Here is a 23,074-nt window from a genome sequence, read left to right on the forward strand (position 1 = left end):
TGAACGCGACGAACGGCACGACCGGTACGGCCATGATCCTCACCGTCACCCCCAACCCCTCCCTCGACCGCACCTACGAGGTGCCCTCCCTGGAGCGGGGCGAGGTCATCCGCGCCACCGGCGAACGCATGGACCCCGGCGGCAAGGGCGTGAACGTCTCCCGCGCCGTCGCGGCCGCCGGCCGGCGCACGGTCGCCGTGCTGCCCCTCGGTGGTGCGCCCGGCGCGCTCGTCGCCGACCTGCTCGACGCGCAGGGCATCGAGGTCGCGCCGGTCCCGGTCGCCGGCGCCACCCGCTCGAACATCGCTCTCGCGGAGTCCGACGGGGTGCTCACCAAGATCAACGCGCCGGGTCCGGAACTCTCGCGGGCCGAGCAGGAGCTGCTCCTGGAGACGGTGCGCGAGCAATCCCGTGACGCGGACTGGATCGCGTGCTGCGGGAGCCTGCCGCGGGGGCTCGCGCCGTCCTGGTACGCCGATGTGGTCGCCCGGGCGCATGCCGGGGGCGCACGCATCGCGCTGGACACTTCGGGGCGTGCGCTGCTGGAAGCGCTGCGCGAGTGCCCGGACGTGGTGAAGCCGAACGCCGAGGAGCTCGCGGAGGTCGTCGGGCGCCCCCTGGCGACGGTGGGCGACGCACTGAAGGCGGCCGAGGAGTTGCGCGGCATGGGCGCACGCGCCGTGCTCGCGAGCCTGGGCGCCGACGGCCAGCTCCTCGTGGAGGACGCCGGCGCCTGGTTCGCGAGCGCCCGCGTGGACACCGTCCGCAGCAACGTCGGCGCCGGCGACTCCTCCCTCGCCGGATTCCTCATCGCCGGCGGCAGCGGCCCCAAGGCCCTCGCCTCCGCCGTCGCCCACGGCGCCGCCGCCGTCCAGCTGCCCGGCAGCGTGATGCCCACCCCCGCCGACCTGCACCCCACGGCGGTGACCGTCACCGACCGCGTCCCCGTCGACCGCGAACTTACGGAGCCGGTGTCATGAACGCTCGTACGACCCTGCACGCGGCCGCGCTCCTCCCCGGCGCCGCCCGCCGACAACCGGCCCACGAGCGGCGAGGTTCCTCCTCTTTACTCGCCGCGCCGACGGGCCGACGGGGCACCCTGAGCCGCCCCGGCGTCCCCGGGAGGCGGGGCTTCCCCGGCCCCTCCTCCCACCCCGCCCCCCACGGCACCCCCGTCCCCGAAACCGCCCACCCCACACCCCGGGCGATACGCGTGCATAGGAGCCCGCGATGAGCGACATGATCACCGCGGACCTGGTCGATCTCGACCTGTCCGCCGACACCAAAGAAGCGGCGGCGCGCGCCCTCGCCGAGCGCATGGTGGCCCTGGGCCGGGTGACCGACCTGGAGGGCTTCCTCGCCGACGTGGCCGCCCGCGAGGCCCAGATGCCGACCGGCCTCGACGGCGGCATCGGCATCCCGCACTGCCGCAGCGCCCACGTCACCGAGCCGACGCTCGCCTTCGGGCGCAGCGCCGCCGGCATCGACTTCGGCGCGGCGGACGGCCCCGCCGACCTCGTCTTCCTGATCGCGGCCCCCGCCGGCGCCGACGACGCCCACCTCACGATCCTCTCCTCACTGGCCCGCCAGCTGATGAACAGCGAGTTCACCGACGCGCTGCGGTCGGCGGCCGACGCGGAGACGGCTGCGGCGCTGATCCGGGGGGACAAGGCACCCACGAAGGGCGCGGAGGCCGCGGGCGCTGGTGACACGGGCGCCGGCGCGGGCACGAAGGGCACCGCGAGCGCCGCTGAGGGCGCCGTGAGCGCCTCCCAGAGCACCGCTGCGACGCCGGCGGCGGCCTCCGCCGGCGCCGCAGCGGCAAACACGGCGCAGGCGCCCACCCCGGGCTCCGGCGCGGATACGACTGCCGGGCGCCCCTTCCGTATCGTCGCCGTCACCTCCTGCCCCACGGGTATCGCCCACACCTACATGGCGGCCGAGTCCCTGGAGAACGCTGGCCGCGAGGCGGGCGTCGAACTCGTCGTCGAGACCCAGGGCTCGGCCGGCTTCACCCGGCTCGCCCCCGAGGTCATCGCGAAGGCCGACGGCGTGATCTTCGCGCACGACGTGCCGGTGCGTGACAAGGACCGCTTCGCCGGCAAGCCGACCGTCGACGTCGGCGTGAAGGCGGGCATCAACCGCCCCGCCGAGCTGATCGGCGAGGTGCGCGCCAGGGCCGAACGCGGAGAGGTCACCTCCGGATCGGCGCCCACCCCGGTCGAGCGGGCCGGAGACGAGTCCGAGGGCTACGGCACCAAGCTGCGCAAGTGGCTGATGTCCGGCGTGAGTTACATGGTTCCGTTCGTCGCGGCCGGCGGTCTCCTGATCGCCCTCGGCTTCGCGATAGGCGGCTACGAGATCAAGTCCGCGCCCTCGGTCATGACCCACTTCGTGTGGACCCAGAGCGACAGCTGGGCCGCCCTGCTCTTCCAGATCGGCGCGGTGGCCTTCGGCTTCCTGGTCCCGGTACTGGCCGGCTACATCGCCTACGGCATGGCGGACCGGCCGGGTCTGGTGCCCGGCTTCGTCGGCGGCATGATCGCGTCCACCATCAACGCGGGCTTCCTCGGCGGCCTCGTCGCCGGTCTGCTCGCCGGCGGTGTGGTGCTGGCGATCCAGAAGGTGAAGATCCCGGCGGCGGTCCGCGGGATCATGCCGGTGGTGGTGATCCCGCTGATCTCCTCCGCGATCGTCGGGTTCCTGATGTTCGTCGTCATCGGCAAGCCCATCGCCTCCGCCCAGAAGGGCATGACCGACTGGCTGAACGGCCTCAGCGGCTCCAACGCCGTCCTGCTGGGCGCCCTGCTCGGCCTGATGATGTGCTTCGACCTCGGCGGCCCGGTCAACAAGGTCGCGTACACCTTCGCCACGGCGGGTATCGCGGTCTCCAACCCCAGCGACTCCGCGATGAAGATCATGGCGGCGGTCATGGCGGCCGGCATGGTCCCGCCGCTGGCGATGGCCCTGGCCACCACCGTGCGCGGCAAGCTCTTCACCGAGACCGAACGCGAGAACGGCAAGGCCGCCTGGGTCCTGGGCGCGTCCTTCATCTCCGAGGGCGCGATCCCCTTCGCGGCCGCCGACCCGCTGCGCGTCATCCCCTCCTCGATGGTCGGCGGAGCGATCACCGGCGCCCTGTCGATGGCCTTCGGCGCCACCCTGCGCGCCCCGCACGGCGGCATCTTCGTGGTCCCGCTGATCGGCAACCCGTTCCTGTACCTGATCGCCATCGCCGCCGGTGTCTGTGTCACCACGGCCCTGGTCGTCGTTCTCAAGGGCCTGCGCAAGCCGGCCCCGCAGACCCCGGCGGGCGGCTCCGCGGCCGGCCCGGCCGCCACCACGAAGGAGACCAAGCAGCCCGTCGCGGCCTGATCACCCGCACCCTCTTGTCCCTTTGATTCGCTGTGAGTTGTTCACGGCACCTGCGAGATACGTCACGGTCCGGGGCCAAAGTCCCGGACCGTGGTGTGTACTGGGGCGCATGTCTGAGCACGTCGCGCCCCTCCAGCTGATCGGAGTGACCGCCCTCGCTCTGGCGACCGTCGCCTGGGTGGTCGTCCTGATGCGCGTGCTGCGTCACACCCGCCGCGAGGCCACCGCCTGGCACCCGGGCCGCTTCCTCCCCGGCCACCCGCACCAGCTCCAGGCCGGCCCGCCACGCGAGTCCGTCGAACTCACCCCGGCCGAACAGGACGCCTTCGCCGGCCTGGTACGCCGACTCGGCGGCCGCTGAGGAACGCTTGGTGGGTGCGCCGGGCTCAGGGCCGCCGCGCCGCCCGTCGCTCCATGGCCTCCCGGGCCGCGTCCTCCGACGGGTACACCTCGCACATGTGCCGGCCGTCCGGCGTCGCGGTGTGCTCGACCTCCCACAGGGACAGCTCCCGGCCGTCGCTCAGCAGGAACGCGTGCTCGTAGAGCGAGAAGCTCAGTCCGGTCCGGCCCGCCCGCCCCGGTCGTCCGAACGCCTGGGTGATCTGGTGCGCGAACGCCGTCGCCAGCATCTCGGCCGTCTCCGTATCCGGCCGGTCGGGGTTCTCCGCACGGCGCAGAAGCCGGCGCGCGTGGTCCGCGGAGTCGTCCGGTACGTACACGTGCCGGGGTCCGGGGACCGCCGCCAGCGTCATCAGCACCGGCAGTTCGAAGTCCGGCGCGTCCGGCGGCAACGGCAGCCGCGCCGTCGCGGCCCGCAGCTCCTCCTCGTCGACGTACACCTCGGCCTGCGGGGCGCTGCCCGGCGCGGTGTTGTGCACGAGCTCCCACAGAGTGACCGCCGAGCCGTCGGCGAGCAGCCAGGTGTGCCGGTAGGTCTCCCGGTGCAGGCCCGCGCTGTGGTGTGCGGAGTGCAGCGAACTGTCGTGCGCCAGCGCGCAGTCCAGCTGCCTTACCGCCTCGTCGGGCAGTTCGAAGGAGTTCAGGGCACGGCCGAGGAGCCGCGCGAGATGCTCCTCCGGAGACTCGGGCGACTCGGCTGGTTCGTACGCTGCCGTCTCGTACGGAACGCTCAAGGTTTCTCCCGGCGTTGCTGCATGTCACCTTGTGGGTGCATACCGTAGCCCCTCGATCGGACATCATGTCCGGGAACCGAGAAAACGTACGCCGGGAAAACACGCGGGCCGCGCGAAAAGTTCCCGCGCGGCCCGGTGATCTGTCAAAACCAGCCGGTCAGACGGCGCTTCCGGCAGTCCACTCGTTCCACGACAGGTTCCACCCGTTGAGCCCGTTGTCCGGCTGCACGGTCTTGTCGGGGGAGTTCTTCACGATCACGACGTCCCCGATGAGGGAGTTGTCGTAGAACCACTTGGCCGTCGTGTCACCCTGCGCGCCCTGCACGTCCGCGAGCCCCACACAGCCGTGGCTGGTGCCCTCGCGCCCGAACGGCGGGTTGCCCTTGTTGTACCAGTAGTTGCCGTGGATGAACGTCCCCGACTGCGTCAGCCGCATCGCGTGCGGCACGTCCGGGATGTCGTACTCCCCGCCCAGGCCGACCGTCTGGCTGTTCATCCGGGTCTGGGTGAACTTCTCGGAGATCACCATCTGACCGTTGTACGTCGTGTGCTCCGGGCTGCCCGTCGACACCGGCACCGACTTGAGCGTCTTGCCGTCCCGGACCACCGTCATGGTCTGCGTGTTCGCGTCGACCGTGGAGACCTGCGAACGCCCGACGGTGAAGGTCACCGTCTTCTTCTGCACCCCGTAGACGCCGTTCGCACCCTCGACCCCGTCCAGGTCGATCTTCATCGTGACCTTGGAGCCGGCCTTCCAGTAGTCCTGCGGCCGGAAGTCCAGCCGCTGCGAGCCGAACCAGTGCCCCACCACCTGCTGGCCGCTGCTGGACGTGACCGTGATGTGCGACTGCACGGCCTTCTTGTCGCTGATGACCTTGTCGAAGTTGAACGAGACCGGCATCCCCACGCCGACCGTCGTCCCGTTGTCCGGCGTGTACGTCCCGATGTAGCTGTTCGTCGAATTGACGGTGGTGAAGATGGAGTTGGCCGCCGCCGTGAGCCCCTTGGGGTCCTTCGCGGTCGCCGATATCTCGTACTTCGTGCCGCGCTCCAGCTGCTCCTTCGGCTTCCAGGTGCTGCCGTCCGCCGAGAGGGTGCCGTCCACGGACTGCCCCGACCCTGCCACGGTCATCTTCACGACGGTCAGCTTGCCGTCGCTGACCTGCACGCCGGTCGTGTTGATGGACGCGCCGGTCGAACCGTCCTTCGCCGAGATGACGATCTTCGCGGTCGACGTCTTGGCGGCGCTGTCCTGCCCGCCCCCGCTGTCGTCGCTCTTGGCGCTGGCGTTGCCGCCGCAGGCGGTCAGGGTGAGGGCGCCGACCATCAGGGCGGCACAGGCCCCCAGTGCGCGCCGCGCTGCAATGTCCGGCGTTGTCACGGGCTGCTCCAAGTTCTTGTGATGTGCGTGATCCGCTCCAGTGCGTGGAGAGAGAGGGCACCGACGCGGGTTCGGGTTCCCCCGGGCGGCCGCGAACGCCATCACGTGACAGAACCGGGACAATCGGTGAGGGCGCGCGACAATGGGGGCGCGCCCCCGCCGCCGTCATCGCACCCCGTACAACTCCCCGTACGACGGCCACACTCCGCCCGGCCCGGCCACGGACTCGGCGGCGCGCACGGCGCGCACGACGGCGCGCGTCACCAGATCCGCGCCGGCCGCGAGGATCTCGTTGAGCGCGAGCGGGCTCGCGTCGAGCGGACGCGCACCCGTCGCCAGCGCGAACACCGTGTCCCCGTCGTGCAGCAGATGCACCGGCCGCACCGCGCGCGCGATCCCGTCGTGCGCCGTGCCGGCCAGCTTCTGTGCCTGCGCCTTGGAGAGGTCGGCGTCGGTCGCCACCACCGCCAACGTGGTGTTGAGCGGCGGGAGCCCGTTGCCGGCTGCGGCCTCGGCGAGCCGCCGGCGCGCGGCCTCGTGCACCCGCTCCTCTGGGTACTCCACGCGCCCCTGGAGCAACTCCCCGTACAACACGCCCGTTTCGGGATCCATCACCGCGCCGGCGGCATTGGCCACCACCAGCGCGGCCACCGTGATCCCCGACTCCAGCACCGCGCTCGCGCTGCCCACCCCGCCCTTCAGCGCCCCGGCCACGGCGCCCGTGCCGGCGCCCACGCACCCCTCCGGCACCGGCGCCCCGGGCGCGCTCGCCGCGGCCTCCTCGACCGCCGCGCGCCCCATGGCCGCGTCCGGCCGGGCCCGGAAGTCCCCGCCCCGCCCCAGGTCGAAGACGCAGGCGGCGGGCACGACCGGCACCACGTGCGCCGGATCCGCCCCCACCCGCACCCCACGCCCGCGCTCCTCAAGCCAGGCCATCACCCCGGACGCCGCGTCGAGCCCGTAGGCGCTGCCGCCCGTGAGCACGATCGCCTCCACTCGCTGCACCAGGTTGCGCGGGTCGAGCGCGTCCGTCTCCTTGGTGCCCGGACCGCCGCCGCGCACGTCCACCGCGGCGACCGCGCCGCCCTCGGGAGCGAGGACCACCGTGGTGCCGGTGAGCCAGCCGTCGCCGCTGCGCGACGCGTGTCCCACCCGCAGCCCGGCCACGTCCGTCAATGCGTCAACTGTCATGACGGCCAGTCTGGCCCAGACCGCCCTGGACCCGGAGCGTCAGGAGGCGCCCGCGGTGGCGTCCGCCGGGCGCTCACGACTGGCCGCGCGCGCCGTCAGGGCCGTCCCGGTCGCCACCGCCAGCGCGGACACCAGGCCCGCCGCCGGCACCGCCCGGTCGCCCAGGAAGGTGCAGCAGATCACCAGCAGCGCCGTCACCGGCAGCACCAGCTGCTGGGCGATGCCGACCTTGAAGTACCGCGAGTGCAGCGCCCACACGGTCAGCAGGTACAGCGCCGTCGGCAGGGTCACGGCCGCGGAGGCGGCCGGCGTCGAGATGTGCGCAGTGCCGACCGCCTGCTCCACGGCCACCTCCAGGCCCGCGCCGATCGAGGCCGCCGACGCGAAGATCAGGTAGTGGCCGTAACCCCAAAGGAACGACTGCCTGTTGGAGCGCAGATGGCCGTGAATCGGCACCACGAAGTAGATCCACCACGCGGAGAAGACGATCAGCAGACCGCCCGCGGCGATCGGCAGCAGCTCGCCCAGCGCGTCATGCTCGGCCACGGCCGACTTCACGGCGACGGTCGCCGCCGCGATCGTCTCCCCGAGCACGATGATCGTGAACAGCCCGTACCGCTCGGCGATGTGGTGCGGATGCCACGAGGTCGCATGGGCCTTCTCCGCGTACAGCGGCACACACATCTCGACGACCGCCATCACCAGGAACACCCAGGCGCGCGCCTGCTCCGGCAGCAGCACCAGGCCCGTCCAGCCGACCTGGCACAGCAGCACGCCGCCCGCGTACCGGAGGGCCATTGCTCTCTCCGCCCCCTCGGCCGATCGTGCGGCTCTCAGCCACTGCGCGGCCATCGCCAGCCGCATGATCACGTAGCCCAGCCAGACCGCCATGTACTCGTGGTCCGCGAAGCCCCGCGAGATGCCGGCCGCCAGCACCAGCACGCCGGCGATCTGGATCAGGGTGACGACCCGGTAGAGCGCGTCGTCGTTGTCGTACGCCGAGGAGAACCAGGTGAAGTTCATCCAGGCCCACCAGATGGCGAAGAACAGCATCGCGTAGTTCAGGATGCCCAGGCCGGGACGGCCCTCCGCGACGGCGTGCACCAGCTCCCCACCCGCCCCTGCGATGGCCACCACGAAACACAGGTCGAAGAAGAGCTCGAGCGGGGAGGCGACGCGGTGGGCTTCGTCGCGCCCGCGCGCGGTGAGCCGGCGCAGCGGCCGGAGGTGCTGGGGCGCGCCCTGGGAAGCGGGCGCCGGAGCGGAACTCGACGTCATGCGTCCAGCACAGCAGAAAAGGACACCGAAAGCTTGTGAGCGTGTTCACGAGCGGAGAGGGGGGAGGGCGATGGGCAGGGCGAGAAGGGCGCAGGTGCAGTCCCGGCCGGACCGCCGGACGAACGGTGTGGACGGTGTGGACGCGGTCATGGGTGACGCTGACGCCCGGGCGCGCGACGCGGGCTAGCGCCGGGACGGTCTCCGCGGTGGTGTCGCGGTACGGCTCGTGGACCGTCGTTGTGCCAGCGTCCGGGGCCTGCTCGTCGCGATCGAACGGCCGGCTGAACTGCTCGTCCAGGAACGCACGGAATCCGGTGAGCAGATCCGGGCCCGCGAAGAACTCGGAGTCAGCGGGCTCGACCGCGGCCACGGAATCCGCGGTGGCCACGGCATCCGTGGCCTCGTGCGCGGCCGCGTACCGGTCGGGCCGGGTGGCAGGTCCCGGGCCGCCGGACACCTCGGCCGGGCCGGGACCGTACGGACCGTACTCTTGAGGCATGAGCACCGCCGCCCCCGAGCCCGAGCCGCGCGACCCGAAGGCCGCGCTGATCTTCGACGATCCGCTGGACCGGCAGTCCTCGGACGACACGGACGGCGGCTGGGGCGAGCGGCCGGACCGGGACTCCGCGGCCGACCTCAAGCGCTTCCTCGACGAGAAGCCGCCCCACCACCTCTGAACCGTCCGCGCCGTCGCCCGGCCCCACCACCGCCGGGCGGCCCGCGCGGTCGCCAGGGCCGCCCGAGGCAGTGTCGCTAGCGCTCGTTGAGCCCGGACCCGCGCTGCGCGACCAGGGCGTCGCGGATCTGCTGCAGCACCTCCAGCTCGGTCACCTCGACGACCTCGCGCGTGCCCCCCCTCGCCCTCCTGCGGGCCTCTATTCGGGCCAGGTACTTCGCCATCGGCAGGACCATCAGGAAGTACACGACCGCCGCGGTGATCACGAAGCTCAGCGTGGCTCCCAGGACGGAGCCCCACATGATCCGGATGCCGCTCTTCACCGAGCCGTCCGGGTTCAACGCGCACGGGTCCTTCAGGCACGAGCTGTAGCTGTCGAGGTTCTTCGTGCCGATCGACCCGACCAGCGGGTTGATGATCCCCTTCACCACCGAGTTGACGATGTTCGTGAAGGCGGCGCCGATGACCACCGCTACTGCCAGATCGACGACGTTTCCACGCATCAGGAAGGCCTTGAAGCCCTGCCATATGCCCGGATCCTGCTTCTCGCTCACCTCGGGGACTCTCCTCGCATGCACAGGGTGTGGAACAAAACGCTCCGCAACCTACGCCACCATGCGGCCATCTGGCCCAATCCGGCCGCTCGAACGAGCGACTTGACAGGATTCGGCCAAGAAACTTCCCCAGGCTGTTCAGCACAACGTCACCGCCAGCCGTGCCGTGGCGCTCGCGCCGACCAGCCGTGCCGCGGCGGTGCGCGGAACCGAGAGCACCACCAGCGCCCCGCTTTCCGAGGCCCCCTCGACCGGCTCCGGCAGCTCCTTCACACGCACCCCACGCGCGATCACCCGGGCCTCCCCGCCCGTCGCGGGATCCCCGGCGGCGATGACGTCCACCCGGTCGCCGGAGCGCAGCAGGCGGACCGTGGCGGCGTCGGCGATCCGCACCGGCGCCGTCACCATGTCCACGGGCGGGGCGTGCCGCCGTACCGGCTGGGTGACCGGATGCTTCCGGGTCCGCTCGGCGTGCAGGGGATCCGTGGCGGCGCGGGGCCCGGCCGCGACGAGCGCCGCCGCCGTGACCGCGAGGCCGGCCGCGAGGGCCCGCCTGCGGTGCCGCAGCAGCCGCCCCAGCAGGTGGCTCCCGCCGCGTACCCGCACCGGGTCGAATTGCGGGACCTCGCAGGTGGCGGGGGCGTCCGTGCCCAGCGGGCGCGGGACGCGCAGGGGAGGGGGGAAGACGGGGGAGGAGGGTGGGGGAACGGACATGTGGATCACCACCTGCGACGAGGAATCGGCTTGCGAGGCCACGATGAGGCCTCGCGCCGAAACGCGTCGGAGCCCGTGGGCTACCCACGGGTTGTGGACAACTCCGCCACCCGAACGAGGAGTTCCGCCCGTTTTCCACAGCGGCGCGGCCGCACGATGACCGCTCCGGCGCCCGTGCTACGGCAGCGGGAATCCCGGGTCCATCCCGCCGAGCGCGTTCGTGCACAGGCAGTCCCGTGCCGTGTTCTCCGGCAGGGCCGCCACCGCGTCGAACAGTACGCCCCGCAGCCGGTCCACGTTCGCCGCGAACACCCGCAGTACCTCGTCGTGCGAGACGCCCTCACCGGTCTCGGCGCCCGCGTCCAGGTCGGTGACCAGCGTCAACGACGTGTAGCAGAGCTCCAGTTCGCGGGCGAGCGCCGCCTCCGGATGACCGGTCATGCCCACCACGGACCAGCCCTGCGCCTGGTGCCACAGCGACTCGGCGCGGGTCGAGAAGCGCGGCCCCTCGATCACGACCAGCGTGCCCCGGTCCACCGGCTCCCAGTTCCGGCCGCGAGCCGCCTTGAGCGCCGCGGCCCGCCCGGTGGGGCAGTAGGGGTCGGCCAGGGACACGTGCACCACGTTCGGCACGGTGCCGTCGGGCAGCGGCAGCCCGTCGAAGTACGACTGCGCCCGGGACTTCGTACGGTCCACCATCTGGTCCGGCACGAGGAGCGTGCCCGGCCCGTACTCGGGGCGCAGACCGCCCACCGCGCACGGGCCCAGTACCTGGCGCACGCCGACGGAGCGCAGCGCCCAGAGGTTGGCCCGGTAGTTGATGCGGTGCGGCGGCAGATGGTGGCCGCGTCCGTGACGGGGCAGGAAGGCGACCCGGCGGCCGGCGATCTCGCCGAGGAAAAGGGAGTCGCTGGGAGGCCCGTAGGGCGTGTCGACCTGGACCTCGGTCACGTCCTCGAGGAAGGAGTAGAAGCCGGAGCCGCCGATTACGCCGATCTCTGCGTTCACCATGCCCAGCACACTAGCTGGCCGTCGCGGCACGCCGGACCCGGTGCCCGGGAACACCTCGGACCCCGCCGTCACACGAGATGGCGGGGTCCGGGAGAAGGAGCCTCAGGCGGCGGAGCTGCTGGCGGAGCCCGAGGAGGACGTCGAGCCCGAGGATGACGTCGAGGACGACGACTTCGAGTCGGACGACGTGCTCGACGAGCCGGAACTCGACGGCTTCGACGCGGGGCTGCTGCTCGACGAGGAGCCGCGGCTGTCGTTGCGGTAGAAACCCGAGCCCTTGAAGACAATGCCGACGGCGGAGAACACCTTCTTCAGGCGGCCACCGCAGTTGGGGCACTCGGTCAGGGCGTCGTCGGTGAACTTCTGCACCGCCTCGAGGCCCTCGCCGCACTCGGTGCACTGGTACTGGTAGGTCGGCACTGTCTTCCTCCTGGCACTCTCACTCATTGAGTGCTAACGACGGTCCATAGTGACGTATTCCCGAGGATCAGTCCACCGTCACCGGCACGCGGTGACCGACGCCACGTGCGACCGTACGGTTCCGGGGCCGGGTGACGAGCCGCGAGCGCAGCGCCAGAAGGGTCACCAGGGCGAGCACCGTGCCCGCCATCGGCACCAGGAATCCGGCGCCGCCCCACAGGCGGTCCTCCAGTTGTCCGGCGACCGTGACCGCGGCCGCCTGGCCGAGCGCCACCGCGCCGGTCAGCCAGGTGAACGCCTCTGTGCGGGCGCCGGCGGGGACCAGGCCCTCGACCAACGTGTAGCCGGTGATCAGCGCGGGCGCGATGCACATGCCGACCAGCAGACCGAGGCCCGCCAGGACGAGCGCGGAATGGGAGGTCCACAGCGCCGACGCGGTCAGCGCCAGCGCCGCGTAACCGACGACCAGGCGCCGGTGCGGGGCGGCCTTCCAGACGATCGCGCCGCAGACGATGCCCGAGAGCATGTTGCCCGCGGCGAACGTGCCGTACAGGACGCCGTTCAGGCCGGGCTCACCGATCGACTCGGTGAACGCGGCGAGCGAGACCTGCATGCCGCCGAAGACCGATCCGATGCCGAGGAAGGCGACGACCAGCACCCGCACGCCGGGGACGCGGAGCGCGGAGACATGCTGCACGCGCGCGTGGCCGGTGGCGGCCACCCGCGGCTGGGTGCTGTTCTGCGCGGCGAAGAGGAGACCGCCGACCAAGGTCAGCGCGGCCTCCGTGACCAGGCCGGTGGCCGGGGCCACGGCGGTGCACAGGGCGGTCGCGAGCAGCGGGCCGAAGACGAAGGTGAGCTCGTCCGTGACGGACTCGAAGGCGGCCGCGGTGGACATGAGGGGTGAGTCCTGGAGCTTCACGCCCCAGCGGGCGCGCACCATGGGGCCGACCTGCGGCACCGAGGCCCCGGTCGGCACGGCCGCCACGAACAGCGCCCACAAGGGCGCGTGCGCCAGCGCGAGCGCCGTGAAGGCGAGCCCCGACAGCGTGTGGACCAGCACTCCGGGGATCAGCACCGCGCGCTGCCCGTAGCGGTCGGCGAGGCGCCCGCTGTAGGGCGCGAACAGCGCCATGGAGACACCGGTGACCGCGGCGGCGGCGCCCGCGGCGCCGTACGAGCCGGTGGTGTGCTGCACGAGCAGCACGATCGAGATGGTGAGCATCGCGAACGGCTGGCGCGCCGCGAAACCGGGGAGCAGGAACGTCCAGGCGCCGCGGGTGCGCAGCAGCTGTCCGTATCCCGGGCGGGGCGGCGTCGCCGAGTTCTCCGACGGCTCGGTGGTGACCGTGGATTCCACGGCCCGTGCCTTTCTGCCGCCTGGTAGCGCGCCCGTGCGGGGGCGCCGAGAGCTGTCCTCTTGCGCGGAACTGCGGTAGATACCGGTGTCCACTGCGAAGAGCGATCCGGCCGCCATACGGTCGCGCCAGCTCTGCGTCAGGCAGAGTTGGTTCGATCAGGGTGCTTTCATCGTACAGGGCTCCACACGCCGCACACCTGTGAAAACGGGCACCATAGGGGGCGTTCACCTGGGATTGGGCGGGGTGTGAACCGCCCGAAACGCACCCTTAACACGCGCCTCGCGCGCCCGCGGCCGCGGCCGTCCCGCGCCCCCGGCGGCCCAGACCGCCCAGTGGGCCCGCGCTCACCGCCCGGAGGGCGACCCCGGCCCCGCCCCCGCGCTCGCCGTTCCGTTCGTGCCCAGCCAGCTCGCCAGCTTGCCTCCGTGCCCGACCGCGCGCAGCCGGCGCTCCGCGGCGTCGCGTACCGGGTCGGTGGCGACCACGAGGAGTTCGTCCCCGCGCCGCAGCACCGTCGTGGGCAGCGGAACAAACGATTTTCCTTCGCGGACGACCAGGGTGACGGCGGCCCCGGCGGGCAGCCGCAGCTCGTTGACCTCTACGCCGTGCATCCGCGAGCCCTCCGGGATCGAGACGGACAGCAGGTGCCCGCGCAGCCGCTCCAGGGGCGCGGACTCGATGCCGAGGTCGGCCGCCTCCGGGTAGTCGCCGAGCCGCAGCTTGCGGGCCAGCCAGGGCAGCGTCGGCCCCTGGACGAGGGTGTAGACGACGACCAGGACGAAGACGATGTTGAAGATCCGGTGGCTGGTGTCGACGCCGTTCACCATGGGGATCGTCGCCAGGATGATGGGGACGGCGCCGCGCAGGCCGGCCCAGGACATCAGGGTCTGCTCCCGCCACGGCACACGGAACGGCGCGAGGCTGACGATCACGCTCAGGGGCCGGGCCACCATGGTGAGCGCGAGCCCGATGATCAGGGCCGGCCAGATGTCGTCGCCGAGTTCGTGCGGGGTGACCAGCAGGCCGAGCAGGACGAACATGCCGATCTGGGCGATCCAGCCGAGTCCCTCGGCGAAGCCGCGCGTGGCGGGCCAGTGCGGCAGCCTGGCGTTGCCGAGCACCATGGAGGCGAGGTACACGGCGAGGAAGCCGCTGCCGTGCGCCAGTGCGCCGGCGGCGTACGCCGTGACCGCGATGGCCATCACGGCGATCGGGTAGAGGCCGGAGGCGGGCAGTGCCACATGCTTGAGGCCCCAGGAGCCGAGCCAGCCGACCGCGAGGCCCATGGCCGCACCGATGGCCAGCTCCAGGGCTATCTCGCCCAGCAGGACGTACCAGTGCTCGACCGGGCCCGCGGTGGAGAAGGCGACGACCAGGATGACCACCGGGGCGTCGTTGAAGCCGGACTCGGCCTCCAGCGTGCCCGTCACGCGCGCGGGGAGGGGAATGCGCCGGAGCACGGAGAACACCGCCGCCGCGTCCGTCGAGGAGACCACCGCTCCGATGATGAGCGCCTGCCGCCACTCCAGCCCGACCAGATAGTGCGCGCCCGCCGCGGTGACCCCGACACTCACCCCGACCCCGACCAGGGCCAGCACGGACGCGGACGCCAGGACCGGTTCGACCGCCTTCCACTTCGTGCCGAGACCGCCCTCGGCCAGGATCACGACCAGGGCCGCGTATCCGATGACCTGGGTCAGTTCGGCGTTGTCGAAGTGGATGTCGCCGATGCCGTCCTGGCCCATGAGGACGCCGATCCCCAGGTACACGAGCAGGCTGGGGAGCCCGCTGCGCGAGGAGATCCGGACCGCCGCGACGGCGACGAGCAGGACCAGGGAGCAGACGAGCAGGAGCTGGTTGAGGTGCTGGACAGTCAGTGGCGATTCCCTTCGTCGGCTCGCGCGCGGGCGACGCGAAAGCTCACGTACACAGGACCCGAGGCTGCGGCGCTCCGCACCCAAGTACTTCGTTACCTTACCTAACTCTTGACGCTTTCTTGACGTTGCGCGAGGCAAGATCGACCGGCCGTGCCCGCCGGTTCCCGACTCCGCGTCAAGGCGCGTGAGGCCCTGCGCCTATGGTTGCTCCAGCACTCCAGGACCGCCTGCCGCTCGCGTTAGGACAGCAAGGACAGCGATGCCCCCCAACACCACCGCCACATCGGGTGACAAGCCTGGCAAGTCCGGCAGGAAGAAGGGGCGCAAAGCCCGCCTGATCGTTCTGGTGCTCGTCCTCGCCATCGTCGGGGGCATCGCCTACGGGGCGTACTGGTCGATCAGCACGGTCCGCGCGTCCTTCCCGCAGACCAAGGGTTCGCTCACGCTCAAGGGCCTCTCCGGACCCGTGACCGTGAAGCGGGACGGCTACGGAATCCCGCAGATCTACGCCTCGTCCGACGCGGACCTGTTCATGGCGCAGGGCTACGTCCAGGCGCAGGACCGGTTCTACGAGATGGACGTGCGCCGCCACATGACCTCCGGGCGCCTGTCCGAGATGTTCGGCAAGGGCCAGGTGAAGGACGACGAGTTCCTGCGCACCCTGGGCTGGGACCGGGTCGCGAAGGAGGAGTACGACACCAAGCTGTCGGACTCGACGAAGAAGTACCTCCAGGCCTACTCCAAGGGAGTCAACGCCTACCTCGCCGGCAAGGACGGCAAGGACATCTCCCTGGAGTACGCGGCTCTCGGCTTCATCAACGACTACAAGCCCGAGCAGTGGACGCCCGTCGACTCGGTCTCCTGGCTGAAGGCGATGGCCTGGGACCTGCGCGGCAACATGAAGGACGAGATCGACCGGGCCCTGATGGCCAGCCGCCTCGGCCCGCAGCAGATCAAGGACCTCTACCCGGAGTACCCGTACAGCCGCAACAAGCCGATCGTCCAGGAGGGCCAGTACGAAGGGCTCACCGAGACGTTCGAGCAGAGCGGCTCCGCAAGCGGCTCCGGAACCTCGACGGACACGAGTGGCTCCTCCACCTCGTCGGCCACCGGTTCGGCGCTCACAAGCCAGCTGGCGGGCCTCTACAACGTCCTGGGCGACGTCCCCACGGCCGTCGGTGTGAACGGCCAGGGCATCGGCTCCAACTCCTGGGTCGTCGCGGGCAAGTACACCATCACCGGCAAGCCACTGCTCGCCAACGACCCGCACCTGTCGGCCTCGCTGCCGTCCGTCTGGTACCAGATGGGCCTGCACTGCACGACGGTCTCCAGCAAGTGCCAGTACGACGTCACCGGCTACACCTTCGCCGGCATGCCCGGTGTGATCATCGGCCACAACGCCGACATCGCCTGGGGCATGACCAACTCCGGTGTCGACGTCACCGACCTCTACCTGGAGAAGCTCTCCGGCGACGGTTACCTGTACGACAGGAAGACCAAGCCCTTCACCACCCGCGAGGAGACCATCAAGGTCGCCGGCGGCACGTCGAAGAAGATCGTCGTCCGCCAGACCGCCGACGGGATGCCCCTGCTGTCCGACCGCGACGACGAACTCGTCCAGGTCGGCAAGAAGGCCTCCGTCGACACCGCCGCACCCGACCGAGGCGACGGCTACGGCGTCGCGCTGAAGTGGACCGCCCTCCAACCGGGCACCACCATGGACGCCGTCTTCGCCCTCGACAAGGCGTCCGACTGGAGCAGCTTCCGTGCCGCGGCCGCCCAGTTCGACGTGCCCTCGCAGAACCTGATCTACGCCGACACCAAGAACCACATCGGCTACACGCTGCCCGGCAAGATCCCCACGCGTTCGTCGGCCGACGACGGCTCCATCCCGGCTCCCGGCTGGGACTCCAAGTACGCGTGGACCGGGTACATCAAGCAGGACGAACTGCCCTACGAGTACGACCCGGAGCGCGGCTACATCGTCACCGCCAACCAGGCCGTGGTCGACAAGGACAAGTACCCCTACACGCTCACCACGGACTGGGGCTACGGCACCCGCAGCCAGCGCATCACCGACCTGATCGAGTCGAAGATCAAGGACGGTGGCAAGATCTCCACCGACGACATGCGCCAGATGCAGCTGGACAACAGCAGTGAGATCGCCAAGCTGCTGGTGCCCAAGCTGCTGAAGATCAACCTCGACGACAAGGACGTCCGCGAGGCGCAGAAGCTCCTCGAAGGCTGGGACTACACCCAGGACGCCGACTCCGCGGCCGCCGCCTACTTCAACTCGGTCTGGCGCAACATCCTCAAGCTCGCCTTCGGCAACAAACTGCCCAAGGAACTGCGGGTCAAGGGCCAGTGCCTGTGGGTCGAGAAGGCCGACAGCACCGGTCCGGTCGACGAGGACTCCAAGGTCCGCGAGTGCGGCGAGCGCGACGCCGACCAGGCCCAGCCGGACGGTGGCGACCGCTGGTTCGAGGTGGTCCGCACCCTCATGGACAAGCCGAACAGCGACTGGTGGAAGACGCCCGCGTCCGGTACCCGCCCCAAGGCCGACAACATGAACGAGCTGTTCGCCCGCGCCATGATCGACGCCCGCTGGGAGCTCACCGCCAAGCTCGGCAAGGACATCGACACCTGGAGCTGGGGCCGGCTGCACCGTCTGTTCCTGAAGAACCAGACCCTGGGCACCGAGGGCCCGGCCATCGTCCAGTACGTCCTCAACCGCGGCCCCTGGAAGCTCAGCGGCGGCGAGGCCACGGTCAACGCGACCGGCTGGAACGCCGCAGGTGGCTACGGCGTCGTCTGGGTCCCCTCCATGCGGATGGTCGTCAACCTCGACGATCTCGACAAATCCAAGTGGATCAACCTCACCGGAGCCTCCGGCCACGCCTTCAGCGCCCATTACACCGACCAGACCGGCAAGTGGGCCGACGGCGAACTGCTCCCGTGGTCGTTCTCGGACAAGGCGGTCGACAAGAGCACCGGCGACACGCTCGTCCTGAAGCCCTGAGCTGCCTGACCGCACGCCGCCGGAAACGGCCCTCCACGCACGCGTGGAGGGCCGTCTCACGCACCGGCGCCTGCCGTCGTCCCGCGCGCCGGCTACCTCAGGAGCCCGCGAACCGGCGTGCGCCCGACGGCGTCACCACCGCTTGCACCGGCCGGTCGTGCGCCTCCGTGGGCACGCGCTCGACGACCTCCGTGTCGTACAGAAGCACCACGAGCGCCGGGCGCGCGCCCGCGTGCTCCAGACGCGCCAGCACGCGGTCGTACGACCCTCCACCGCGCCCCATCCGCATCCCGCGTGCGTCGACCGCGAGCCCCGGCAGCAGTACGACGTCGGCGGCGAGCACGGCGTCCGGGCCGAGGAGTTCACCGGCGGGTTCGAAGAGCGCCATCTTCCCGCCGTGTTGGACGCGCGTGAGGGAGCCCTCCCCGGCGTACGCGCCCCAGTCCAGGTCGTTGTCCGGCAGGAGCGCGGGGAGCAGGACGCGCACGCCCCGCGCGAGCAGCGCGTCGAGCAGCGCGAGGGTGCCGGGCTCGCTCCCGACGGAGACGTACGCCGCCACCGTGCGCGCACGCGCCAGCTCGGGCAGTTCCAGAGCGTGCTCGGCCAGCGCGTCGGCCGACTCCCTGACGACGTCTGTCGTCAACCTGTTCCTCACCCCCAGGAATTCTCGCCGCAACTTTCGCTTGTCAGTCTCGCCCCCGGGTTCACCGTGCTGCACAGGTCGTCCCCGCATCCCTTCTAATCTGCTCATATGAGTGCCAATTAACCGGAGCCTCAGATTCTTCGCAAAGGCACCGGATAAGGTTGCGGACATGACTCAGTCGCACCCCAGGATCAGCAAGGCTGTCATCCCCGCTGCGGGCCTCGGCACCCGGTTCCTGCCGGCCACCAAGGCCACTCCCAAGGAGATGCTGCCGGTCGTCGACAAGCCGGCGATCCAGTACGTGGTCGAGGAGGCCGTGTCGGCGGGGCTCGACGACGTCCTCATGATCACCGGACGCAACAAGCGTCCCCTGGAAGACCACTTCGACCGCAACTACGAGCTGGAATCGGCGCTTCAGAAGAAGGGCGACGCCAGCCGGCTCGCCAAGGTCCAGGAGTCCAGCGACCTGGCCACGATGCACTACGTGCGCCAGGGCGACCCCAAGGGCCTCGGCCACGCCGTGCTCTGCGCGGCCCCGCACGTGGGCCACGAGCCCTTCGCCGTCCTGCTCGGCGACGACCTGATCGACCCGCGCGACCCGCTGCTCCAGCGCATGATCGAGGTACAGGAGCAGCATGGCGGCAGCGTGATCGCGCTCATGGAGGTGGACCCGGAGCAGATCCATCTCTACGGCTGCGCCGAAGTGGAGACCACGGTCGACGGCGACGTGGTCAGGGTGACCGGCCTGGTGGAGAAGCCGGACCCGGCGGACGCCCCGTCGAACTACGCCATCATCGGCCGCTACGTCCTCGACCCGCACGTCTTCGACATACTGCGGCGCACCGAGCCCGGCCGCGGCGGCGAGATCCAACTCACCGACGCCCTGCAGCAGCTCGCCCAGACGTATTCGTCAGCGGCTACCGCCGCGGGCAAGGTCGGCGGCCCCGTGCACGGCGTCGTCTTCAAGGGCCGCCGCTATGACACCGGCGACCGCGGCGACTATCTGCGTGCCATTGTCAGGCTCGCGTGCGAACGTGAAGACCTGGGCCCGGACTTCCGGACCTGGCTTCGCAGTTACGTAGCCGAGGAGATGCAGCAGAGTTGAGCAGCGCCGCGACCCGCCCCGCCGGCCAGAACCACCTGTGGTCGGTGGACGAGCACCTGGAGGACATCCTCACCACCGTCCGCCCCCTGGAAGTCATCGAGCTGCAACTCCTCGACGCCCAGGGCTGCGTCCTGGTCGACGACGTCATGGTGCCGGTGTCACTGCCGCCGTTCGACAACAGCTCCATGGACGGGTACGCGGTACGGGTCGCGGATGTGGCGGGCGCGAGCGAGGAGTTCCCGGCCGTCCTGGAGGTCGTCGGGGACGTGGCGGCGGGCGCCGCGGAGCTCACCCCGGTCGGCCCCGGTCAGGCCGCCCGGATCATGACCGGTGCCCCGCTGCCGCCCGGCGCCGAGGCTGTCGTCCCCGTGGAGTGGACCGACGGCGGACTCGGCGAGGGGCCGGTCGAGGGCATGGTGGCGCGCCGCCTCGCGCCCGAGGGCGCCGAGGGGCACGTGCGCGTGCACCGGCCGGCCGAGGCACGCGCGCACGTGCGCGCCAAGGGAAGCGACGTGCGGGCCGGCGACCGCGCCCTGGAGGCGGGCACCGTGCTGGGCCCGCCGCAGATCGCGCTGCTCGCCGCGATCGGCCGCGGCTCGGTACGCGTACGCCCGCGCCCCCGTGTGGTGGTCCTGTCCACCGGCAGCGAGCTCGTCCAGCCCGACGAGGAACTCGGCAGCGGCCAGATCTACGACTCCAACAGCTTCGCCCTCACCGCCGCGGCCCGGGACGCGGGTGCCATCGCCTACCGGGTGGGCGCGGTCGTCGACGACGCCGACACCCTGCGTGCCACCATCGAGGACCAGCTCGTCAGAGCCGACCTGATGGTCACCACCGGCGGCGTGAGCGTGGGGGCGTACGACGTCGTCAAGGAGGCGCTGGCGCACGTCGGTGACGCGGACGAGGCGGGCGGCGGCATCGACTTCCGCAAGCTCGCCATGCAGCCCGGCAAGCCCCAGGGCTTCGGCTCCATCGGCCCCGACCACACGCCCCTGCTGGCCCTGCCCGGCAACCCCGTGTCGTCGTACGTCTCCTTCGAGCTGTTCGTCCGACCGGCCATCCGCACCCTGATGGGCCTCCCGGACGTGCACCGGCCCCGTACCAAGGCCATCCTCAGGGCGGACCGGGCGCTCGGCTCGCCCAAGGGGCGCAGGCAGTTCCTGCGCGGGGCGTACGCCGACGGCGAGGTGACCGTCGTGGGCGGCGCCGGTTCGCATCTGGTCGCCGCCCTGGCGCACGCCGACGCGCTGATCGTCGTACCCGAGGACGTGGAGTCCGTCGAGCCCGGCAGCGAGGTCGAGGTCGTCCTGCTCGGATGATGCGCGCGCGTACCCGTCCGCCGGGCGGTCCTGCCCGGTCCTCCGCGCCGGCTTGGCGGTACCGTGTCGCGCACAGCAGGCCCGAGCGCCGCACCGCGACGGGCCCGGACCGGGAGCGCCACACAGCATGACTGAGCCTTCCCGGGGGGAGACCCCCGGACGCCCTGCGCCAGACCGCCTGACGCACATCGACGACGCGGGCGCCGCCCGCATGGTCGACGTGTCCGGCAAGGACGTGACCGCGCGTACCGCCCGCGCCAGCGGACGCGTCCTCGTCTCGCCCCGCGTGATCGAGTTGCTGCGCGGAGAGGGCGTCCCCAAGGGCGACGCCCTCGCCACCGCGCGCATCGCGGGCATCATGGGCGCCAAACGCACCCCGGACCTGATCCCGCTGTGCCACCCCTTGTCGGTCTCCGGTGTGAAACTGGATCTGTCGGTCGCGGAGGACGCCGTGGAGATCCGGGCCACCGTGAAGACGACGGACCGCACGGGCGTCGAGATGGAGGCCCTCACCGCGGTATCCGTCGCCGCACTCACCGTGATCGACATGGTCAAGGCGGTCGACAAGGGAGCTGTCATCACGGACGTACGCGTGGAGGAGAAGACGGGCGGCAAGTCGGGCGACTGGAGCCGGGCGTGAGCGCCGGGCCGTCCGCCGGTGGTGCGCCGCGCGCGCCGTACCGTGCGCTGGTGGTGACCGCCTCCAACCGCGCCGCCGCCGGTGTCTACGAGGACAAGGGCGGACCGCTGGTCGCGGCGGGCCTGGAGGGCTTCGGATTCGCCGTGGACGGCCCGCGGGTCGTGCCCGACGGGGATCCCGTGACGGCCGCCCTGCGCGCGGCCGTCGAAGCCGGGTACGACGTCGTCGTCACCACCGGAGGCACCGGCATCTCGCCCACCGACCGGACCCCCGAGGCGACCCGCGCGGTGATCGACCACGAGGTACCGGGCATCGCGGAGGCCGTCCGCGCGTTCGGATGGGAGAAGGTGCCCACCGCCGCGCTCTCCCGTGGTCTGGCCGGGGTGGCGGGCCGGACACTGATCGTCAACCTTCCGGGGTCCACCGGCGGGGTACGGGACGGCCTGGCCGTCCTGGAACCGCTGCTGGCGCACGCCGTCGACCAGATCCGAGGCGGCGACCACCCCAGACCCAGCACCGGGGGTGCGAGCTGAACAGCCCATCCTGGCCCGTCGTGCTGGTGGACGGCGATGTCGTCCTCCGGCCCATAAGGGTGCGCGACCAGCGGGCCTGGCGCGAGGTCAACCGGCGCAACCGCGACTGGCTGCGCCCCTGGGAGGCGACCATCCCGCCGCCCACGCCCAGCGGTCCGATCGCGCACCGGCCGACCTACCGGCAGATGGTCCGGCATCTGCGCTCGGAGGCGAACGCGGGCCGCATGCTGCCCTTCGTCATCGAGTACCAGGGTCGCCTGGTCGGGCAGTTGACGGTCGCCGGGATCACCTGGGGGTCGATGTGCTCGGGACACGTCGGCTACTGGGTGGACCGGTCGGTGGCCGGCCGCGGGGTGATGCCGACGGCCGTCGCGCTCGTGGTGGACCACTGTTTCCGCACGGTCGGTCTGCACCGCATCGAGGTCTGCATTCGCCCCGAGAACCGGCCCAGCCGCCGGGTCGTGGAGAAACTCGGATTCCGCGAGGAGGGCCTGCGGCCGCGTTATCTCCACATCGACGGAGCCTGGCGCGACCACCTCGTCTTCGCCCTCACCGCGGAAGAGGTGCCCGAAGGGTTGCTCGGCCGCTGGCGGAGGGAACGCTCCCAGAGCGGGTCGCCGAAGGCACCGGGCACGACGGGCACTCCGAACGTGCCCTGGAATCCGCAGAACACTCCAGGGAATCCCAGCTAGCCTGAAAATGGAATACGTGTTCGAAATTGATCGACTGATGACCGTCTCAGGGCATTGAATTCGCGGCTCCGGTGGCCGTCTGATCGCATCGGTCACAAAAAAAGTTCGAAATATCAGCCAGATCGTGCGACACACCGACGCAATTGGCAGAT

At 71.2% G+C, this 23,074-nt stretch carries 21 protein-coding genes; 10 read left to right on the forward strand and 11 right to left on the reverse strand.

What is annotated here, in order from left to right; genetic code table 11:
• Positions 1-32: 32 nt before the first annotated feature.
• From pfkB to ACZ4N4_RS39710, 3 genes are all read left to right on the forward strand, one after another.
• A complete protein-coding gene (gene pfkB, locus ACZ4N4_RS39700) occupies positions 33-980 on the forward strand; it encodes a 1-phosphofructokinase (RefSeq protein ID WP_453565580.1) in 948 nt (315 codons plus the stop codon).
• A gap of 250 nt (positions 981-1,230) precedes the next feature.
• A complete protein-coding gene (locus tag ACZ4N4_RS39705) occupies positions 1,231-3,375 on the forward strand; it encodes a PTS fructose transporter subunit IIABC (protein ID WP_467598205.1) in 2,145 nt (714 codons plus the stop codon).
• Between the two features lie 109 nt (positions 3,376-3,484).
• On the forward strand, positions 3,485-3,736 hold the full coding sequence (locus tag ACZ4N4_RS39710; protein ID WP_360489816.1) for a hypothetical protein: 252 nt from the start codon (positions 3,485-3,487) through the stop codon (positions 3,734-3,736).
• 25 nt (positions 3,737-3,761) lie between these two features.
• On the opposite strand, the gene ACZ4N4_RS39715 is transcribed toward ACZ4N4_RS39710, so the two are convergent.
• From ACZ4N4_RS39715 to ACZ4N4_RS39730, 4 genes are all read right to left on the reverse strand, one after another.
• Positions 3,762-4,508 carry a DUF6227 family protein gene (locus tag ACZ4N4_RS39715; RefSeq protein WP_467598208.1) on the reverse strand — a complete coding sequence of 249 codons (747 nt, stop codon included), beginning with the start codon at positions 4,506-4,508 and terminating at the stop codon, positions 3,762-3,764.
• Between the two features lie 157 nt (positions 4,509-4,665).
• Positions 4,666-5,889, reverse strand: a complete 1,224-nt coding sequence (locus ACZ4N4_RS39720) for a L,D-transpeptidase (protein ID WP_467598211.1) — start codon at positions 5,887-5,889, stop codon at positions 4,666-4,668.
• Positions 5,890-6,054: 165 nt separating this feature from the next.
• The gene (locus ACZ4N4_RS39725) at positions 6,055-7,080 is read right to left on the reverse strand and encodes a P1 family peptidase (RefSeq protein ID WP_467598213.1); all 1,026 of its coding nucleotides are present in this window, start codon (positions 7,078-7,080) and stop codon (positions 6,055-6,057) included.
• A gap of 39 nt (positions 7,081-7,119) precedes the next feature.
• Positions 7,120-8,358: a low temperature requirement protein A gene (locus ACZ4N4_RS39730; protein ID WP_467598216.1), complete on the reverse strand. Its 1,239-nt coding sequence runs from the start codon at positions 8,356-8,358 to the stop codon at positions 7,120-7,122.
• A 497-nt stretch (positions 8,359-8,855) separates the two neighbouring features.
• Between ACZ4N4_RS39730 and ACZ4N4_RS39735 the strand changes: the two genes are divergently transcribed.
• On the forward strand, positions 8,856-9,035 hold the full coding sequence (locus ACZ4N4_RS39735) for a hypothetical protein (RefSeq protein ID WP_453564972.1): 180 nt from the start codon (positions 8,856-8,858) through the stop codon (positions 9,033-9,035).
• Positions 9,036-9,111: 76 nt separating this feature from the next.
• Here ACZ4N4_RS39735 and mscL read toward each other — a convergent pair whose 3' ends face one another.
• The 6 genes from mscL to ACZ4N4_RS39765 all read right to left on the reverse strand — a co-directional run bounded on the left by mscL (position 9,112) and on the right by ACZ4N4_RS39765 (position 15,055).
• Positions 9,112-9,588, reverse strand: coding sequence for a large conductance mechanosensitive channel protein MscL (gene mscL / locus ACZ4N4_RS39740; RefSeq protein WP_453564969.1), 477 nt, complete (start codon positions 9,586-9,588; stop codon positions 9,112-9,114).
• 138 nt (positions 9,589-9,726) lie between these two features.
• Positions 9,727-10,302 (reverse strand): hypothetical protein, encoded by a 576-nt coding sequence (locus ACZ4N4_RS39745; protein ID WP_467598220.1) that lies wholly within the window; start codon positions 10,300-10,302, stop codon positions 9,727-9,729.
• Positions 10,303-10,479: 177 nt separating this feature from the next.
• Positions 10,480-11,313, reverse strand: coding sequence for an S-methyl-5'-thioadenosine phosphorylase (locus ACZ4N4_RS39750; RefSeq protein ID WP_467598223.1), 834 nt, complete (start codon positions 11,311-11,313; stop codon positions 10,480-10,482).
• Positions 11,314-11,415: 102 nt separating this feature from the next.
• Complete coding sequence (locus ACZ4N4_RS39755; RefSeq protein ID WP_450765416.1) at positions 11,416-11,733, reverse strand: FmdB family zinc ribbon protein; 318 nt, start codon at positions 11,731-11,733, stop codon at positions 11,416-11,418.
• A gap of 67 nt (positions 11,734-11,800) precedes the next feature.
• Positions 11,801-13,093: an MFS transporter gene (locus tag ACZ4N4_RS39760; protein WP_467598226.1), complete on the reverse strand. Its 1,293-nt coding sequence runs from the start codon at positions 13,091-13,093 to the stop codon at positions 11,801-11,803.
• Positions 13,094-13,438: 345 nt separating this feature from the next.
• On the reverse strand, positions 13,439-15,055 hold the full coding sequence (locus tag ACZ4N4_RS39765; RefSeq protein WP_467598229.1) for a potassium/proton antiporter: 1,617 nt from the start codon (positions 15,053-15,055) through the stop codon (positions 13,439-13,441).
• A 175-nt stretch (positions 15,056-15,230) separates the two neighbouring features.
• Here ACZ4N4_RS39765 and ACZ4N4_RS39770 point away from each other — a divergent pair, with 175 nt between their 5' ends.
• A complete protein-coding gene (locus ACZ4N4_RS39770) occupies positions 15,231-17,990 on the forward strand; it encodes a penicillin acylase family protein (RefSeq protein WP_467598231.1) in 2,760 nt (919 codons plus the stop codon).
• A 97-nt stretch (positions 17,991-18,087) separates the two neighbouring features.
• Here the strand turns inward: ACZ4N4_RS39770 and ACZ4N4_RS39775 are convergent, their stop codons facing one another.
• Entirely contained in the window at positions 18,088-18,723 is a 636-nt protein-coding gene (locus ACZ4N4_RS39775; protein WP_467598234.1) for a 5-formyltetrahydrofolate cyclo-ligase, read from the reverse strand.
• Positions 18,724-18,802: 79 nt separating this feature from the next.
• Here ACZ4N4_RS39775 and galU point away from each other — a divergent pair, with 79 nt between their 5' ends.
• The 5 genes from galU (at position 18,803) to ACZ4N4_RS39800 (ending at position 22,922) form a co-directional block, all read left to right on the forward strand.
• On the forward strand, positions 18,803-19,738 hold the full coding sequence (gene galU, locus ACZ4N4_RS39780) for a UTP--glucose-1-phosphate uridylyltransferase GalU (RefSeq protein ID WP_453564953.1): 936 nt from the start codon (positions 18,803-18,805) through the stop codon (positions 19,736-19,738).
• Positions 19,735-21,057 carry a molybdotransferase-like divisome protein Glp gene (gene glp, locus ACZ4N4_RS39785; protein WP_450765428.1) on the forward strand — a complete coding sequence of 441 codons (1,323 nt, stop codon included), beginning with the start codon at positions 19,735-19,737 and terminating at the stop codon, positions 21,055-21,057. Before galU ends, glp begins: the two co-directional genes overlap by 4 nt.
• 127 nt (positions 21,058-21,184) lie before the next feature.
• Positions 21,185-21,697 carry a cyclic pyranopterin monophosphate synthase MoaC gene (gene moaC / locus ACZ4N4_RS39790; RefSeq protein WP_450765430.1) on the forward strand — a complete coding sequence of 171 codons (513 nt, stop codon included), beginning with the start codon at positions 21,185-21,187 and terminating at the stop codon, positions 21,695-21,697.
• Positions 21,694-22,230 carry a MogA/MoaB family molybdenum cofactor biosynthesis protein gene (locus ACZ4N4_RS39795; RefSeq protein ID WP_467598239.1) on the forward strand — a complete coding sequence of 179 codons (537 nt, stop codon included), beginning with the start codon at positions 21,694-21,696 and terminating at the stop codon, positions 22,228-22,230. Before moaC ends, ACZ4N4_RS39795 begins: the two co-directional genes overlap by 4 nt.
• A 20-nt stretch (positions 22,231-22,250) precedes the next feature.
• Complete coding sequence (locus ACZ4N4_RS39800) at positions 22,251-22,922, forward strand: GNAT family N-acetyltransferase (RefSeq protein WP_453564949.1); 672 nt, start codon at positions 22,251-22,253, stop codon at positions 22,920-22,922.
• Positions 22,923-23,074: the final 152 nt, after the last annotated feature.

This window comes from Streptomyces sp. NPDC026538, from assembly GCF_055567535.1.